At 50.2% G+C, this 17,246-nt stretch carries 15 protein-coding genes; 2 read left to right on the top strand and 13 right to left on the bottom strand.

What is annotated here, in order from left to right:
* Positions 1–63: 63 nt before the first annotated feature.
* Positions 64–675 (bottom strand): AAA family ATPase, encoded by a 612-nt coding sequence (locus DXD12_RS15790; RefSeq protein WP_279221047.1) that lies wholly within the window; start codon positions 673–675, stop codon positions 64–66.
* On the opposite strand from DXD12_RS15790, the gene DXD12_RS08165 reads away from it, so the two are divergent.
* Together DXD12_RS08165 and DXD12_RS08160 are read left to right on the top strand one after the other, a co-directional pair.
* On the top strand, positions 613–1,281 hold the full coding sequence (locus DXD12_RS08165) for a DUF6088 family protein (RefSeq protein WP_003499627.1): 669 nt from the start codon (positions 613–615) through the stop codon (positions 1,279–1,281). The genes DXD12_RS15790 and DXD12_RS08165 overlap by 63 nt on opposite strands.
* A complete protein-coding gene (locus tag DXD12_RS08160; protein WP_003499625.1) occupies positions 1,262–2,215 on the top strand; it encodes a nucleotidyl transferase AbiEii/AbiGii toxin family protein in 954 nt (317 codons plus the stop codon). Before DXD12_RS08165 ends, DXD12_RS08160 begins: the two co-directional genes overlap by 20 nt.
* An 88-nt stretch (positions 2,216–2,303) precedes the next feature.
* Here DXD12_RS08160 and DXD12_RS08155 read toward each other — a convergent pair whose 3' ends face one another.
* The 12 genes from DXD12_RS08155 to DXD12_RS08095 form a co-directional block, all read right to left on the bottom strand.
* Positions 2,304–3,800: a S1 RNA-binding domain-containing protein gene (locus tag DXD12_RS08155; protein ID WP_003499623.1), complete on the bottom strand. Its 1,497-nt coding sequence runs from the start codon at positions 3,798–3,800 to the stop codon at positions 2,304–2,306.
* 33 nt (positions 3,801–3,833) lie between these two features.
* Positions 3,834–5,768: a VirD4-like conjugal transfer protein, CD1115 family gene (locus tag DXD12_RS08150; RefSeq protein ID WP_003499621.1), complete on the bottom strand. Its 1,935-nt coding sequence runs from the start codon at positions 5,766–5,768 to the stop codon at positions 3,834–3,836.
* 17 nt (positions 5,769–5,785) lie between these two features.
* Entirely contained in the window at positions 5,786–6,871 is a 1,086-nt protein-coding gene (locus tag DXD12_RS08145) for a hypothetical protein (RefSeq protein ID WP_003499619.1), read from the bottom strand.
* Between the two features lie 172 nt (positions 6,872–7,043).
* The gene (locus DXD12_RS08140) at positions 7,044–7,706 is read right to left on the bottom strand and encodes a DUF6100 family protein (RefSeq protein ID WP_003499617.1); all 663 of its coding nucleotides are present in this window, start codon (positions 7,704–7,706) and stop codon (positions 7,044–7,046) included.
* Positions 7,707–8,234 (bottom strand): DUF5697 family protein, encoded by a 528-nt coding sequence (locus DXD12_RS08135; RefSeq protein WP_182457061.1) that lies wholly within the window; start codon positions 8,232–8,234, stop codon positions 7,707–7,709.
* Between the two features lie 193 nt (positions 8,235–8,427).
* Positions 8,428–11,484 (bottom strand): ATP-binding protein, encoded by a 3,057-nt coding sequence (locus tag DXD12_RS08130; protein ID WP_003499613.1) that lies wholly within the window; start codon positions 11,482–11,484, stop codon positions 8,428–8,430.
* Between the two features lie 33 nt (positions 11,485–11,517).
* The gene (locus DXD12_RS08125) at positions 11,518–12,894 is read right to left on the bottom strand and encodes a C39 family peptidase (RefSeq protein WP_003499611.1); all 1,377 of its coding nucleotides are present in this window, start codon (positions 12,892–12,894) and stop codon (positions 11,518–11,520) included.
* Positions 12,895–13,890: a hypothetical protein gene (locus tag DXD12_RS08120; protein ID WP_003499609.1), complete on the bottom strand. Its 996-nt coding sequence runs from the start codon at positions 13,888–13,890 to the stop codon at positions 12,895–12,897.
* 13 nt (positions 13,891–13,903) lie between these two features.
* Positions 13,904–14,614, bottom strand: coding sequence for a hypothetical protein (locus tag DXD12_RS08115; protein WP_003499607.1), 711 nt, complete (start codon positions 14,612–14,614; stop codon positions 13,904–13,906).
* Positions 14,615–14,654: 40 nt separating this feature from the next.
* Positions 14,655–15,056, bottom strand: coding sequence for a hypothetical protein (locus tag DXD12_RS08110; protein WP_003499603.1), 402 nt, complete (start codon positions 15,054–15,056; stop codon positions 14,655–14,657).
* 250 nt (positions 15,057–15,306) lie between these two features.
* Positions 15,307–15,858: a hypothetical protein gene (locus DXD12_RS08100; RefSeq protein WP_003499596.1), complete on the bottom strand. Its 552-nt coding sequence runs from the start codon at positions 15,856–15,858 to the stop codon at positions 15,307–15,309.
* Positions 15,855–17,015, bottom strand: a complete 1,161-nt coding sequence (locus tag DXD12_RS08095) for a hypothetical protein (RefSeq protein ID WP_003499594.1) — start codon at positions 17,013–17,015, stop codon at positions 15,855–15,857. The genes DXD12_RS08100 and DXD12_RS08095 overlap by 4 nt, the downstream gene beginning before the upstream one ends.
* Positions 17,016–17,246: the final 231 nt, after the last annotated feature.

The following is a 17,246-nucleotide window of genomic DNA, read 5'->3' as shown; positions in this document are numbered from 1 at the left end:
AACAGATATGGATTTACGGCGAAAGGGCAGGACTGTGCCAATGTAGAGACAATTTTCTGCCAATTACAGCCCACCCTTAATAAAAGGAATCGCACCATAATGTCCAATCAAATAGCCTTTTTCCAGCTTGGTATCTTTACGAATAGAAAAAGCTTGGAGAGAGAACAGATCGGTAGCAGCGGTCAGTTCATCTTTTTCGGCAAACCAGATCTGATCTCTCCTCAGCACATCCAAGTCAAGAAGATTGGTATTGTGTGATGTGAAAATCAACTGGGCCCCATTTGGATTGAATTCCACGCTGTTAAAAAGTGAGACTAGATGCTTTGTCAGGAGGGGATGCAGATGAGCGTCCAGTTCGTCTACTACAAGGGGTGTTCCTTCATCCAGCACCTCTTTTACTATGCCAATCAGTTTGAAATAACTGTTGGTGCCATCAGATTCCTCTGCCATGTTCAGTGTGTAGGAAGATGTAACTGAAAATGAGAAACTGGACTTGGAGTATATCTGTTTTTTTCTCCCATTGACTGCAACAAGAAAAAATGTTATTATGAATACATAAAATAAAGAAAAATTGAGTATTATAATAACAAGTGCAACAGAAAGGAGATCTGTATGGAAAAGATAAAGTACCGAGATTTGATCATGCAGTATCTGACTGCTCTGGAGCCAGATCAAACAATTACAACCGAACAGGTCGCACAGTATGTGGCGGAGCGACTTTTACTTGATGCGGCGATGGTAAAAAAGACAGTCAATGTAAATATGGCCCGGCTTGAAAAAGAGGGGCAGATTATGCGTCTAACCAAAGGGATTTACTGCAGGAGGGTGAAAACAGCATTTGGATATTATACTCCGGATAAAGAAACACTTTTTTGTAAGCAATTACTTCGGAAAGAAAACGAGATAATTGGATATGAAACAGGATTGTCGGCATTAAATCGCATTGGTCTTGTTTCTCAAATGCCAAGAAGGAGATGCATTGCAACCAACCTGCATACAAAACGAGTTCCGGAAGGAATGCAGATTGAGATTCGGAAACCGCCTATCGTAGTTAATTCTGACAATTTTCGGTATTTGCAAATTTTGGATGCAATCAGAGAACTGGATATGGCACCAGTAGATACTGCAAAGCCGATTGATGTGGTAAGAGCTACTGTTGAGGAATTCACATTGAAAACTGAGATGTTGATTCTGATGGCCAGAAAATATTATGGGCAAAAAACTTTGCTTCGGACCATAGACATTTTGTTGGAGGGTAGTTATGAAATTGCACGAGGATAAATTTGCTTTTTTGAATATTATCAATTTAATCCATGAGGCTAGCAGCATTAGGGCTGATATTTTGGAGAAGGACTATTATGTTACACTACTGTTGAGGGAGTTAGCAGGGAAACAGGTAACGCTGCCAGCCTATTTTAAAGGCGGAACGGCCTTGTATAAAGCACAGAAAAGTATCCGCCGGTTTTCAGAGGATATTGACTTGACGGTGTGCATCGATAATTGCAGTAACAGCCAGGCTAAGAAACGGCTGGAGATGGCAACAAAGAAATATCAGGCCCTACCACGCACATCCAGAAAGGATCTCGAAGATGATCGGAAAGGTAGTATCACAACTGTCTATGATTATACTCCGCTTGTAGGCGTTGACTCGGATGATCCGCTCCAACGGTTTGGGTATGTCAAAGTAGAAGGTACATCCTTTACCGTCAGCGAGCCTTTTACACCGCTTGAAATTGAACCGATACTTTACACTTATGCTACCGAAGAACAGCGAAATATTCTTCAGTCACAATATAATGTTGCCCCTTTCATGATTAACACAATTCGGTTAGAGAGGATTTTTGCCGACAAGATTTTTGCTGCTGAATTCTATTATGAGCGTAAGATGTATTTTGATGTGGCAAAACATCTTTACGATGTCAGCGTCATGTTTGATTTAGAGCAGATTCAGGAAATGATTCAAAATCAGCAGACATTCCTTGAGATGCTGGGGTATAAAAGACTGGAAGAGACCCGAAGAACAGGCAGTGATCTGGCGGAAAAGAAGTTTTCTGATTTTCAGTTGCTCAGAGGGTTTTCTGATAATGAGGCACTTCGTAAGGACTATCAGAATATGCAGCGCAACTATGTTTTTGCGGAAGAAGATGCATTGTCTTTTGGTTTTGTGGTAGAGCAGTGGAAGAAACTTGGAGAGGTATTGCTTGCGCTTGAGTAAGTGCAGTATGACACTGGTGTCATAAAAACTGTGGACAAAAATTAGCCAGGGGAGCAGCGGTTTATCTGCTCCTCTGGCATTGCTTTGCTTACAGGTTCTGACGGATGATCCGGGTGATAATACCTACGGCCACACCCCGCTCCATATCCAGACGGGTGACGGCAAAAGATACATCGTCCTTTTTGCCGGGCATCCGGTAGTCATAGCAGGAGTGAGCTACCGCATTGACACCGTTGGAGAGGCGCACATAGACAACGCCCTTGTGGACATCTGTGACACGACCGGCATACTTGCCCTGGATACGGCACTTCTGCAGGTTGTCCCTGTCGGTATTCTCGGAAATACTCTTGATGTCAGCCTTGATGCCCAAGTCCTCCAGACTGTTGCGCCGCACGCTGAGAATACGGACCAGAACCTCATCGCCTACGGAAAAACGCTCATGGGCGTCACCGATCCAGTCCCAGGCAAGGTCACGGGCAAGGATGGAGGTTTCAACGCCGAAAACTTCCACGCGCACAACCTTTTCAGCCACTGCAATCACACGCGCCTGGACGATGCGGCCCTCATAGACACGGTACATACCGGCAGCATCCGTATCCAGATAGAAAATCTGGCGTTTGCGCAGCATGGCCTCCTTGCGGCTGGCAACTACGCTGCGAGTTTTGGAGTCGATACCACGCACGATGAAGTCAATGTCAGCACCCAGCATGTTGCCAAGGATCTTATTTTGGCGCAGCATAAGGTCGGTATATTCCTGGCCGGAAGGGCTGCGGCCCAGATTGATCATCATTTCCTTGATAGGGATAATGACACGGAACCCCTTGTAATCCACAACTGCCACTGTCTTGCGGTTGTCCAGCTGTTCAATGCCGCCCAGCTTGCCGGTGATGATCTTGCGGGTACGGTAGGCATTATGGATCTCATGCCAGATTACATCATCTCGGTCTTCGGCAGTCTCGACATCATCCCGGTTGCGGATGGTAAGGACGGGAGCCTCGCCGCGCTGGGGGCGGGGCTGGCGCCGGGGAGGAGAGGGAATGGGTGCAGGAGCGGCAACTTCTTCCACAGCAGGAACGTCAGGCTCCACAGCAGGTTCCTCCGCAATAGAAAGGGTTTCGGCTGTATCCGCCGACACTGTTGTTTCGGTAGGAACTTCCTCTGAGACAGGTTCTTCAGGAGCAGCAGCTTCTTTCTTCTTCCGGCTGGTACGCTTGGGCTTTGGAGATGCAGGGGGTTCCTGCAAAGCGTCGGCGTTATCTTCGTAAACATCAGGCGGCTGCACATCAGAGTCTTCCGGCATATCAGTGGGAGCAGCGCTTTGATCGTCTGTTTCAGCAGGCGCATCCCCGAACATTTCCTCCTCGGTGAGTTCAGGAAGGGGATCTTCATTCATATCTTCGCCAGAGGTGTCCTGCTGGGGCTGATCCATCAGCCCCAGCAGTTCGTTCAAATCCAGACCATCGCCAGCGTCAGCAGGAAGGGATTCAGGTTGAGCGGTATCGACCAGCAGAGTTTCGCTTTCCGACATAACGGTTTCGGTAACAGGAGCGTCCTGTTCCAGAAGTTCTTTTTTCTTGGTTGCCATAGATTAAACCTCCTATGAATTTGATAGTTTTGTTTAAGACAGGATGGAATCCTTGTCTGTGGTAATAATGCCTTCCGGCGTACCGGCAGATTTGGGAGCCGGAGCCTCTTTGGGTGATTTATCTGTGGGGGATGCCGGTTTGGTGGCTTTGCGCTTTGCCGGTTTCTTTGCTGCCGGAGCCGGTTTCGGCGCGGGCTGCGGTGTTTTGGCGGCTTCTTCTTCCAAGCGGCGCCATTCCGGCACATGGGCAGATGCTTTGCAGGAACGCAGATACTTGGCTTCCGGATGTTTGGAGTAATCCATTTTGTCTACCTGCAGAACCTTCTTGCCGCGGATGATGATGAGTGCCTGATCCAGCGGGAGTCGCAGGACTTCATCAGGAGTAAGTACAGGGCGTTTTCCAACACCGGAGGTTTCACGAAACTCCGGTGTATAGTTGGAGATACGCCAGGTGCCCAGCTGTTTGGACTTACTGGATACTGCTACGGAGGCAAGCCCTGTCCTGGCAGAAATAAATTCGGCAGTAAGCTGGTCTGTACAGCCCAAAAACAACTGCGCGTCACAGTTTCCAATGATCTCCTGCCACAAATTCTGCGGGTATCTGTTCTGCAATCCTGCGAGATTTTGGAATACACAGGACATGGAGATATTCCGGGAGCGTATTACGCTGAGCCGGCGGGAGAGGTCGGGGATCGTGCCGCACGCTGTCAGTTCTTCCCCAAGGATATGGACAGGCACAGGCAGTTTGCCACCCTCGCAGTTGTGGTCTGCATATCGCACCAGTTTGATGAAGCAGAAAGATAGAAACAGCGAGGCCAGAAAATCAAAGGTACTGTCCTGGTCGCTGGTAACGAGGAAGTAGGCACAAGGCTGCTGACCCGGAAGCTCCAGATCGATCTCATTCTTAGCGGTAATTTTCTTGATCAGTTCAGACTGGAATACCTGGAGGCGGCTGCCCAGACCGATAATCACGCCGCTTCGCACTGTGTCGCTGGCCTGCTTGAACAGGCTGTAGGGTGCTTTGGCAGGATGAGTGGAAGGAAGCGCTTCGAGCAATGTGTCAAGTTGGGATTCCCCATTGAGGGTCAGCAGCCGGTAGACTTCGCCAATGTTGCGGTTTTCTTCCGCATAGCCTTGATCCACATACAGTACCAAGGCCTTGAGCAGATTCATCTCGCAGGCATCCCAGAAATGGTCGCTCTTGCCGTTGTTCGTGGTGTTCTTGATGATGACATCTACAAAAAGCTGAGCCATTAGTTCCTGTCCCTCAACTTCGGCAAGGCAACACCAGGAATCTGAGTTTTCAGGCGAAACGAGGTTGAATACCTTGACACAATAGCCCCGGCTGCGGAGAAATTCGCTTGACTTCTCGTACAATTCCGATTTGGGATCGCAGATGATCAGCGATTCTCCGGCGCCATTTTCGCCTCGGACAGTGGCCTGAAGAATACGATTCATACAAAACGAACGGGTTTTCATGGAGCCACTGGCGCCGTAGACTGCCAGATTGCCGTTGATTCTGGTATCTTCCGGTATGCAGACTGCTTTGCCATCCAGCATACCCAGTACAATACCCTTGTGCTTGCGCAGGTCGGGCACCAGATCCAGTACGCCGGACATCTCTTTGCGGGACATCCAGCCGGAGGTGCCATAAGTGCCTTTGGCGGAGTAGGAGAAATTACGGTCTTCATCATACTCGTCGGCATCACCATATCCCATGCGCATGACCATGATGAGCAGCACTGCTAACAAGCCAATGCAGATCAAAATGCCATACACGCCATAAGGCGGTCGGAGCACAGAGGAAAGGCAGAGAAGGAAGTCGGGCGAAGCGGCCAGCGGTGAAGTACCATCGCCGGGAATGCCGCCGCCCTGTTTCCAGGTTGCATAGTTACCCAAAAGCTGTGCCAGAAAGCCGCCTGCGTATAGGATTGCAAGAATGGCAAAGGGCGCTGCAATCAGGCTCACGATCAGTTTTTTCTTGTTTATGGGAACAACCTCCCCTCGAATTTTGTGAAGTCAATGGTCTGGAAGCGCACTCGGGAACCGCAGTAACTGCGAAGTACCTCTGCCTGGAAGTCAAAGCAGATCAGTGTGCCCGGGCGCTCGGATAGTTCGAGAGAGGTGTTAAAGCGTGCGATACGGGGCAGATCGCAGAAATAGCCAAACAGGACTGGTGAGCCATCTGGTGAAATGCCGTCATGCTCAATAGCCAGCCCGGGTTGCCTCGCCGTAAGACCTTGGAGCAGAATACGGTCCAGCTCCGCAGTTTTCCCAGGGTCGCACAATAGTGCCAGTGTCACCTCCCCCTGATGGTCGTTGGTAAGATAAAGAAAATGCTCATAGCTGCCATCCAGCATGAAGAAATCATGTTTGCGACCTCCGGTGCTGGTCAAAATCTGATAAGCCAGATCCATGCTGTTGCCCAGAATCAGTCCATGAACATCCTCATGGCGAAACTGTGAGGACAGGCGTTGTTGGCAGATTACACTCCAGATCAATGCTTTGACCCGCATTTCCGATTTGTAGCGCCATTTCATCAGGGCGCTACTGCTGTTGTAGGTCACGAAGATGCCGGAGGGCGCAAGGAGTATTCCGGTGGAGCGGGAACTGCGGATCTTCGTGGTGTCGATCCCCATTTCTTTCACTTCTCTGGAACTGAAAAAAGCAGGATAGACAATCATGCCACCAGCGTAACCCTCCGGCGCAAAAATTGCCGGTTTTTCATCCCGATACACACATACACCCGCATTATCCATGGTCACATAGGTTTCTGCCAGGCGGTGTAGCCGGAGTCTTCGGTCAATTTCGCATTTCAAACGGTTGGTGTCGGTATCTCCTGTCAGGTAGCTGGCAAACCTGTCCGGCCGGCTTTCCAGCAGAGTGGCTTTGGCTCGCGGCCCCAGACGGTAGCCGCGCAGTTTATCCCGGTAATAGGTACGCAGCAGCCCGTCTTTTTTCAGTGCAGTGACAACAGACTCCAGATAATATGGACTGCCGGGAAGTCTGTTAAGCTGGTCTGTGGGGAACTCGCCGGAGATGGCAGTCAGAGAGAGAAGCCTGTACGCCATCGTGTCTGGCTGTGGGAATTTCCCAAGTGATCACCTCCTTGTGGTGTGTGGCTTTTACCGAGACTGCAAGGAACTTCGGTAAAAATCCGTGGTGTAACGACAGAAAAAAGCCCCGAAATCCGGGGCGAAATACGATGTTGCGGCAGGTCGGACAAGCAATGGCTGAAAATGCTCAAAAATCCGAGATGGATTTTAGGGTGTTTTCATGCTCAGCAAGCCAGGCGGGAAACCGCTTTTTTTCCATGACACTGATTCTGGTACAGTCCTTTTCGCCCAGCGCAGCGGTGTTGTAGGCATCGCAGAGCAGGCCGGTATCGTCAGCCATGACGAAGGTGGAGAGGACATCCAGAAGCTGCTTTTCTTCCAGATTGTCGTAGTCACGGATACGCCGGGTGGGAAGGCACTGGTCATAAACCTGCGTAAAGCACACCACACAATCGCTGAAGTGGGGCATGGGATGCTCTTTGGCGTATTGCTCCAATGAGAAGTAGAACGGGTCGAGCAGAAACTCAGTGTTTTGTCTCTGCTTGCGTTTTGGGAGCAGCCCGGGCAGGGTGACCTCCAGTACACCGTCCTCATAGACAACCTCAATTCCGTGTACAATACCGGCGGATGTCAGGTAATCGCCTTTGTGGATGGTGGTGCTGGAATATATCAAATGCCGCAGCCTGCAGGCAATTTTCTCTGCCCGTAGGGCGGCGTCAGTGGATAAGACTTCATAGTTGTCCGGATAGCGCTGAATATCCGTGGTATCCATCGCGTAAAGAGCATTGCTCAAACGGGATATATCATCAAGAATGCTTCCAATCCGGTGTGAGATGATTTTTCGTTCCAATCAAGTTCCTCCTGTTTTCTTAAAGTAATGCACCTGGCCCGCTGCATCCACGGTGCAGAAACCGGAAATGCCAGGGCAGTCAATGCGGCAAATGTCTTCCGGATTATCGACCAAAATGATGCGGCGTCCACCGCTGCGGTCATCCCGAAGCGCATGGTTGATCAGGGCCTCCTGGCCGGAAGCTGCGTAGACGATTTCGTATAGTTCACCGTTTGCAAAGAAGATAAGCTTGGCCGGAAAATCACCGGGAGCATGGTATTCCACCTGCCCGATAAAATCCAAGAGTACCCAGGCAGCCCGTATCAGAGAGTTGTCTGATTTTGCTGCCCAACCAGACGGAAAGTAACCGCCTGTATCAGTTTGAAAAATACGGCCCTGCTTTTGCAGATGGGAGAGCAGGGTCTTGATGATTTCTTCTTTGTCAGGGTGAAAGCAAAGAAGCTGCTGCATATTGAGACCGGGATACATCGTGACGATCCGCAGCAGAGCCGCAGCTTCATTTCCATAGATTTCAGCCCTGGTCTTCATGGGTATCACCTCCAATGGCGTAATATAGGCGTATTCAAGACGCATTAAATAGGAAGGAAAGCCAGTCAGTGTAAGCCAAAAAGATGATCTGGCTGGCAAAACTGGTTTTTAGGCGTAATACAGACGCAAAGCAGACGCATAGCGGCGTCTGGAAGGAAAGTTGCACATGGGAATCACCTCGCTTTTCAAATTGTTATATCTGCTGTTCGGCAGATGTGGATTGTTCACGGCGTTTTCGCTCTACGATTTCACGCAGCTCGCGGCGGTCGGTAGTGATCAGATCCTTTTCCAGAGGGCTGGCTTTGAACTCCACCATAATATTGTTGTTATTGGTAGAAATCAGACCGTGACCTCTTTCAAAGTGAGTGATCTCCATTGTTTCAGCATCGGACAGGTGCAGGGCTTCCTGTACCCGCTGGGCTTCGTCGTCCTCCAGATTCAGAATGATCTTGGTCTTGGAGTTGTTGATGATGCCCTTACCAAATCTGCCGCCGTCAAGGTCAAAGAAATCGGCAAGATCCTGGCTTGCAAAAATCGAGGCGCCGCCGTAACCGCGTATGGTTTTGGCAATTTCCAAAAGAAAATCGCCGGCCAATCTTACACCAGCAGCACCGGCGCCGGATAGAAGCTGCCAACACTCATCGATGAAGATGGCTTTTTCTTCTGTACGGTCGGCTTTGGCTCTGTCCCAAACAAAGTCCAGCGCCACAAACATACCTACGGTGAGCAGGTCTCCGGTGAGGGAGGAAATATCCAAAACAGTGTACTTGTTGTCGAGCCGAACATTGGTCTGCTTATTGAAGGTGCTGGCGCTTCCGTTTACCAGACGATTTAGGATGTGGGCCATGCGCATCGTTTCCTTGGAGGTTTTCAAAATTTCGTACAGGTCACCAAGCACCGGCATCTCACGGTACTGGCCGGGCTTTGCAGGGTCTTCCAAAGAGGCATTATCATGAGTGATGCCTTTTGTGTTATAGGTACGAACAAGGGCTTCGTCCAAAAGCTGTCGTTCCTCGTGAGACATATCGGGGATCAGCAGACTGAAAAATATGTGGAGCTGCTGGATCTTTGCTGCAAGTTCAGATAACTGGATGCCTGGACCGTCCAGAAGTTCATTCACCGAGCGGTCTACCCGCCGAATCTCCATGACATTGATGCAGTGGGGACTGGCCGGTGAAATCTGGATAAAGGAGCCGCCCACATTGGAGCAGGCGCGATGGAATTCATGGCCTTTTAGGGGCGCAACAATGAAAATGGGGATATTTTTCCGCCTCATTCGCAACGCCATCAACTGCATGGTAAAGGTTTTGCCGGCTCCGCTCGTGCCAAGGATCGACATATTGGCGTTCTTATAGACCGCAGAATTGAAGATGTCCACGATAATAAGGGAACTGTTGTACTTGTTGACACCCAGCAGGATACCGTTATCATCACACATCTCATAGGATGTAAAGGGATAACAGCTTGCCGCACCGCCTGTCAGCAGGTTGCGCTTACCCCGCTCATACAGTTTCTTTTCCATTGCCACCAATGGCAGGGCAGATAAAAACGCCTGTTCCTCCCGAAAATGGCAGGTGCAGGCGTTCATGTCCTGTGAGAGCAGGAGCTTTTTCATTTCGCTGACCTTCCATTCCAAGTCTTCCTCGTTGGAGGCAGTAATGGTAATCAGCAGATTCAAGTAGTAGAAGTCCTCGTTGTTGGCAAGGCCCTCTTTGAGAAAGTACCCGCTTCGGATAGCACCATCAATGTCATCAAAGTCGGTGTTGGTGTCGCTGGCGTCCTTGATTTTGGAACGGTTGATACGTAGCTGCTGTCCGACTTTCTGGATGATGGTTTCTTTGGGCTGACGGGAGAGGAACATATCCATATCGATCCCGTCACCGGCATTGACGATAAGACTGAGCCAGCCGGCTGGAACCTGCGTTTTGTAGCCATCAGAGGGCACCAGCAAATAAGCATAATACAGACCGTCAATGCAGATATGGTGACCATGCGTGAAGTCAATGCTTTTTGGCGCACAGAATTCGGTGGCAGGGATATGGTCGATCTCACTGTCGCGCCCTTTGGCAAGGTACTCAGCCACAACCTCCTGTGCCCGGACGGAGAGTGGCTTTACAGCACTTTCATTTCTACAGAGCAGGTTATAGAGGACATCTACGGTAAACTCATCCCAGTTTTTCGGAACGATGACCTCGTTACCGCACTGACGGAGGTAGTTGGTAGCAGTATGGACTGCACTTTGCAGGGCATTGATTGCCTCGCCTTCTTCATCAGAGCGCTTGGTGTTGCTCCACGGCTCATATTCAAAAATCAGGAAGAAACGTCGGGTAATTGCCTCACGGGAACCAATCTGCTGAACGAACTGGAGGTAGTCTTCCTGCATGAGCAGACACTGTTCATTGGTCTCCTGTTCCATCTCCTTCCGAACGGTATCCAGATGGCGGTTGATCTCTGCCCGGCGTGTCAGTACCTTGATTTGCAGCTTGATGGGGCTGATTTTCAAGTAGGATACAAAGGAATAGATGATGTTCCGCTGTTCCTGGGCACTGCGCAGCATAAAATTGATGGGTACTACCTCGACGACCTTGACATAGCGGTGGTCCTTCGTGTAGATGATGCCGTTTTCAATTTTGGAAATCGGCAGATAATCTGCTACCGGGTTAAGGCAGGCGGGCTTCGGCTCCTGAGTGCGGATAGGGCGTTTTACTTTGCGCTCCTTGGAGACCTTCTTTTTTTGCTTGGCGGCTTTCTTCTCCTTGGCAGGCTTCTGCTTTTTCACAGGACGGAGTTTTTGGCGGATTTCGTAGCTACGAACTTCATCAAACTCCGCTGGGAAACCCTCTCTGCCGGAGCACCGTGACCGCCTGGGAGCCTTATCGGGCTTGTGTGCCTTCTTTTTAATATGCTTGCCGCCATGCTCTGCCGCAGGAACCGCATCTTCTGCGCTGTTACCGCCTACAATGCGGCGGTTTCGCAGGTACTTTATGAAAATCAGCAGAAAAGAGGAAAGGCTCTCACCGGAAATTCCGATAAGCGCCACCAATGCTGCTGGCAGTGCGGTCAGGCACAAAGCGATGATACGGGCAGTCAGGCCAAGAGGAAGCAATGAAAAAACCGGCACACCAATGGCAAATGCCAGGATGCCGGCTTCAATCACATTGCGGGCTTTGAACATACCACCAAAGAAGGTGCCTGACTCGATGAAATTCGGTGGTATTATGTAGGTATCTCGGTCGATTTTATGATTCATGATTAACCTCGTTTCCGAAGCCGGGCGGGCACATCAGCCGATAATCCAGAACGGACCGCCAGCTCCAGCGCGCCGGCTGGCCTCATTTAAGATAATGGACAGATCCCAGAGCTGTTCGCTCCGTGTGTAACTGGCAGGGTCAGCCACCATGATCTTGCCGTCTTTTACGCCACGCAGGACAATGAAGTGACCGGAAGAGGTAAAGTGGCCTTCAGACATGATTGCTACTACCAGTTTACCATTAGCCAGTGCGTCTGTGATGCGCTGTGGTTCCGCAGTGGTACAGCCGGAAACCGGAAGCCCCCATTCCCCAGCGGCGGCAGGTATCAGCGCATGGTAAGAACCACTGCTTTTACACCAGTAGCCGTTGTTGTAAGACCACTCGGCCATCTCCACAGGGTCAACCATATCGTCTGTCAGAGAGGACACCACGATTGCCATAGCGGTAGGGCCGCAGCCATAACCGCCAATATTGTCCGTACCATATGCTTTACCGGCATAGCGTTCATCCAGTTGATTGTAGTAAACAACAGGTGTGATCCCGTCGGTGAAAGTAACATCGCCCAGAGCGGTGATGCTGTTTCCGGTCCACGCTTCCAGATTCTGCAGCAGACCATCGCCCAAGAACAGGCTTAGGTTGGAAGCGTAATCAGATGCAAGCTCCTTTTGGTCATCGGTAAGCTGGAATACAACATCAGAAAAATAGGACTCACCGTTGTAACGGACAGTATAGACCATCCATGTTTCGGACACCGTTGTTTCTTCCCCAGTCTCCGGATCAGTCACGGTGCTCTCACGAATCTCTTGCTTGCTGGTGTAGGAATATAGATGCTGCTTGTTTTCCCGCAGGGTGGCGGCAAGGTCATTCAGAGAAATGCTTTCAAAATCCTTGTCTTTGGCCGCACAATACTGAGAGATAAACAGGTTGGCGTTATAAATAGGACCGCCGGAATAGGCATTTTTGACCTCCATATGGTCGGCTCCCGATGCCGCAAAGTCAGCTTCGATCCGGGCAAGTACATCATCCAGTGCCTCACCCAAGATGCCGTTGAGGGTAAAGGTGATCTCGTTGGCGTTCTCAATAATCGCTGTTTCGCTATTCAAAATCGGAATTTCGGGGTCAGATGGCGAAAAGGCATTGGTCAGTCCACCGAAAATAAGACCAGGGAGCATGAGAACAAATAATACCGGCAGCATAAGCAGGGCAATGACTGCCACAATGATTTTTCCGATATGCTTCCGACCTGCCCACACTGCGCCTGCAACTGCACCGTAAGGACCGCCTGCGGCAGCGCCTTTGGCAGCGGAGGAAATAGCTTTTCCGGTTTTGATTGCGCCGCAGATGGTATGCGCTGCGGAGGCGCCGGTCTCCACAGCTTCGGAAAAACTGCTTTTTTGATCTTCTGGCATTTATATCTTGTCCTTTCTCTTCGGGGATGGAGGCAGCTTTTTGACAATGGACTCGTTGAAAGCGATAGAACCGTCAGGAGCCATATAGGGCGATTTGTCAACAGCATCCACAGCGTACTGTTTATACCATGCTGTGCCATCCACGGCATGAATGGTGGTGTACTGGCCTTCCGGGGCAACATATTGGTCTGCGTGGTACATACCAAAGGAGATGCCTTCGGGATGTTCCGCAGTCACTTCTGTGCCGGTGATGCGGCCGCCGCCAATTTCGACATTTTGGAAGGTCGGAACATTTTCAGCTCCGGATTCCAGTGCCGCATATCCCATGTAAGAGTGCAGGGCTTCGGCGGCTTTTTCACCGGAAATGGAACCCATCTGGCTGATACTGCCCGTGGCTACGCTGCCGATTACATTGTTGGCAAAATTGCCGCCCTTACTAACGGAAGAAGCGTACATATGGCCGCCGATCCCTCCGGCTGCAGCATCGCCTAAAAGACTGCCAAGACCGGAAGGCTTGGAGCCGGGAGTTGTGGTGGCTGTTTTGATGGCGCTGTTTGTGACTTTTCGGCTCACCACTCCAGCAAGACCGCCGCTGGCAAACCCTGCTCCAAAGCCGCCGCTGCCTTTACTACCGTTTGCGTTGACATTGGTGGAACTGCTGTTTCTCCCGCCGCCAAAGTGGTGACTGGAAAAGTTCTTGATGCCGCCGATGCCTCTGGCAGCGATCATAGCCTCAGCCAGCATGCTGCCGCCGGTATGTCCTACATTGACACCAAGACTGGAGAGGAAGGAATCGATTTTCTGGCCGACTTTGAGAAAGCCGATAGCACAGAGAAACCAGATAAACACATTGCCGGAAACGGCTTCTTTTCCCACAGCGTCTACCTGAGTTTGCACATCGCTTTCGGAGATAGCGGCAAAAGCCGGCTGGCAGAACAGGCAGGAGAGAATTGCGACTGTAAAGGCCGCAAACAAAAATTTTTTGAGTTTCTTCAAGGATAAGACCTCCTTACAACGAAAGCGGGTTCGCAAGGAAGGACCCCACCATGCTTGTGAACAGGCGCAGGCACCAGGCGTTCATGACCAATAGGAAAATTTGGCCGCCAAGCATCCGGCACCAGGATTTCCAGATGTTTGCTGTGGTCTGGCTGGCGCCCATAGAAAAAGCCACAGGAGCCGTGTAGACCAGTACACCGAGCAGCACATACCGTTCGGCTGCCTCGAATAGAAGTTTTAGGTAGTTCCAGGCCAGGATGAGAACCAAAATCAAGGTAATCAGCGCCACAGCCCCATTGGCACACACACCGATGATGACCAGCATCACGGAATTGAAGTCTGCAAAGCTTAATGCAGGAAGGTCGGACTCCATGATCCAGTGGTAGGGGGTGCCGCCGATGGTAAGAACAATATTGACGATCTCATCTGAAAAGAGCGTCAGCAGGATAAAAATAACGGAACGGATACTCAGCTTTACCGGGTCTTCTGCTTCCACACCTGCGCCAAGACCGAAGTTTTTGAATAACTGCCAGACCCAGTTGAGCAGGATGATCCCGATTGCCAGAGCCACGAAAACAGAGTACATAGTCTCTGCTGCGGGAAAATAACGCAGAAATACAGCCATATCACAGCCCAGCGCACCCAAAACCGATGTGGTCACCAGATCAAGACCGGCCATTACCTGTTCTGCGATCCATTCCACTATGCCGTCTAAAATGCCCATAAATGCAAGCCTCCTTTCCGGCGAGCAATCAGACGGTCAATCAGCCTGTCCATTGTCCGCCACTAAAGAGCGGCGTCACATACGCCATGATAAAGCCCAAGCCATTGAGGATAGCCCAGGTGATACAGATTCGTTTGAGCCAGGCGCGGCTTTCATCCACCGTCCGTCCGGAACGGGAGAAGTTCATGAGCAGCAAGGCTACCGAAGCAGTGACGATGGCGGCGATAGTGGAGATGGCAAGGATTTGGGTGTATACATCCTGCATGATCTCTTTGGCCTTGGTCCATACATCTGTTGCCGCATAAGCCGGCTGACAGAACATCATGGACATCATCACACACAGGAAGGCGCTGTAAGCCACTTTGGGCAGCGAAAGCCTGCGCTTGGACTGGGTATCCGGCTCCTGAAGCTGCGGAGTTTGAGGGGTTTTCGTTTTCTTCAATTTGCGATCCTCCAATTCTGAATGATTTTTTGATGCTCAATAGGGAACAGAAAAACCCACACCTGTCAAAACAAATGTGGGCTTTCAAATGGTCGGGCGGCCATCTGGGCAGCAAAAAAGCACCCTGATGAAAGGTGCCGTTACTGTCCTGTTCGGTTTTGGGTGCAAGTTTGAGCATATTCAGTTTAACACATCGGTATTTGCACTGAAAGAGCAGAACCATGCCAATTTTGTTCCCGAAATGTGCCAATTATTTGCCCGATTGTCCGGAAGGTGATTTTGTCTCTGGCAAGAACTGTTCCAGCATGTCTAAACTGTCCTTGGAGGTATAGCCCCAAAGGACGGAACTGAGGGCTTCAATAGCTTCCCGGCGTTTGCGGTAGTAGGTTCTGAAACTGATGTCACGAATGTGCGGCCGCAGGGTCTCGATGATTTCCTCAACATTTTTGAGCTGCTGGGGCGAGAGGAAGGAGTAGTACAGCAGCCAGTAATATGCCTCACCGTTTTTGTGCTTGGTACGCAGCAATTCGACTGCGGAATCCAGCAGCTTAAGCATTTTGTGGCTGCGTTCAATGCACTTGGCATGATGCTCAATGTCACTTCCGGCCAGATCGGCGCCGGCCAGATAGACTGAATCCAGAAAATCCTCGATGGAGGTGCCATACTCGATCTCAAACTTGGTGCGGACATGCTGGACAGAAAGCTCCAGACTCCACACAACATCCCGGTATTTTTTCAGCAGTTTCCAGGTATCATGGTACAGGGGATTATCAGCAACATCAGGTTCAACAAATTTTCTCATTTCAAGTTCCTCCTATTTTCGTGCTCCTCAAAGGGAGTGAGTGTAAGTTCAAAAGTGGCGATTGAAGTGTTTGTGCCGCAGAGGATGGTCAGACCAAAGTGGGCTGTGGATTTCCCTCGCGCACGCGGAATCAACTCTTCCCAGCAGTCGTCCGATAAGGGATATAACTTATAGCGGGAGAGCGGGCAAGAAAAGCAGGAAATCCCTTGCGTAGATAGGATGTCAGCCATCTTGCGGAGTATCGTTTCAATGTGCGATTTTGAAACGCTGGAAAGTGCATCCGAAACAATGATCTCATGCTCAGAGATGGAATGGCTCTCTTCGGTTTCAGCAGTTTCCGGAAGCTCCAGATGAATGTTTAAGGTCATGGCAACTTCCTCCTTGTCGATTAAAACATCGGAAATCTCAAACATGGTGGATAGGTAGTTCTGCAGGTAGATCACGCTTCCATGCCGGCCGGGAAACGACATGATAGAGATATACCCAAGACCGTCCAGCTTTTTCAGTATCCGGCATACGGTAGCGCGTGACAGCCCCCAGCGGCAGGAGAGTTCGGTATAACTGACCAACGGGTTTCCTGTACCATTGCGAAAGTAGGCTACCGGGCCGACCTCTGACCCCTGCACCTGCGTATCGTTGTAGACAGCGGATACCCACAGATCCAGAACGATGTCCATTTCAGAGCAGCGGGCAGAGCTGACCAGTTCCAGGGCAACAGAGACTGGCAGGAAGAAAAAACCGGTATCCTTTTGGCATGGGGCATTGTACTCCAGTGCGGAATTGTGGCGGGCCCAGTGGAGGATTTTATATTTTACTACATTGCCACGGCCCAGCAGTGTATAGGAAATCAAGTGCTGCTTCTGAAGGGTATCCAGCATGGACAGCGCCTGCCGATGAAAGCGGGTGCGGAACCAGCAAGACAGTTCCTTGACGGTGCACACCCATTCGCCGGGCGAGACTGTATAACTGATCCCGTCAATACGGCGATATGAGGTGCGGAAGTTTGCATAGCTGCAAAGTACAGTAAAATGAAAAAGGCCGGAGCCTCCGTTTATGCGGATGCTCCGGTCGTTGATCAGTTTGTGGATGAACTCACGATAAATCCGGCATCGTGGGTAATCTACCACTTGTTTAATTTGAAGTTGGTATTCTGGCATGACAGTCTCCTCTTTATTATGTATTATGTATTAAAGGTGGGGCAATAAAAGTAATAAAATGTTTCGATAAAATCGTTGACTTAGATTGAATTGAAGGTTATTATATAATAATGTATGCGTCTGCGGTTAAACGATCAAGCCGTTCTTTGTGTAGAGATCATGTTAGATATAGCATCCTGAGTAACGCAGCAAATTTTTGCCATTTCTATGCCAGCGATATGCCATAACAGG

This window comes from Clostridium sp. TF11-13AC, assembly GCF_003481065.1.
In the GTDB taxonomy this organism is placed as follows: Bacteria; Bacillota; Clostridia; order Lachnospirales; family Lachnospiraceae; genus Otoolea; species Otoolea fessa.
Note: the sequence above shows the minus strand (reverse complement) of the source record. Positions and strands in the feature narration are given on the sequence as shown.

Bases quoted from the DNA above. Each gene is read 5' to 3' on its own strand.
- DXD12_RS08165 (WP_003499627.1), top strand. From the start codon at position 613: ATGGAAAAGATAAAGTACCGAGATTTGATCATGCAGTATCTGACTGCT.
- DXD12_RS08160 (WP_003499625.1), top strand. From the start codon at position 1,262: ATGAAATTGCACGAGGATAAATTTGCTTTTTTGAATATTATCAATTTA.
- DXD12_RS08155 (WP_003499623.1), bottom strand. From the start codon at position 3,800: ATGGCAACCAAGAAAAAAGAACTTCTGGAACAGGACGCTCCTGTTACC.
- DXD12_RS08145 (WP_003499619.1), bottom strand. From the start codon at position 6,871: ATGGCGTACAGGCTTCTCTCTCTGACTGCCATCTCCGGCGAGTTCCCC.
- DXD12_RS08135 (WP_182457061.1), bottom strand. From the start codon at position 8,234: ATGAAGACCAGGGCTGAAATCTATGGAAATGAAGCTGCGGCTCTGCTG.
- DXD12_RS08130 (WP_003499613.1), bottom strand. From the start codon at position 11,484: ATGAATCATAAAATCGACCGAGATACCTACATAATACCACCGAATTTC.
- DXD12_RS08125 (WP_003499611.1), bottom strand. From the start codon at position 12,894: ATGCCAGAAGATCAAAAAAGCAGTTTTTCCGAAGCTGTGGAGACCGGC.
- DXD12_RS08115 (WP_003499607.1), bottom strand. From the start codon at position 14,614: ATGGGCATTTTAGACGGCATAGTGGAATGGATCGCAGAACAGGTAATG.
- DXD12_RS08100 (WP_003499596.1), bottom strand. From the start codon at position 15,858: ATGAGAAAATTTGTTGAACCTGATGTTGCTGATAATCCCCTGTACCAT.
- DXD12_RS08095 (WP_003499594.1), bottom strand. From the start codon at position 17,015: ATGCCAGAATACCAACTTCAAATTAAACAAGTGGTAGATTACCCACGA.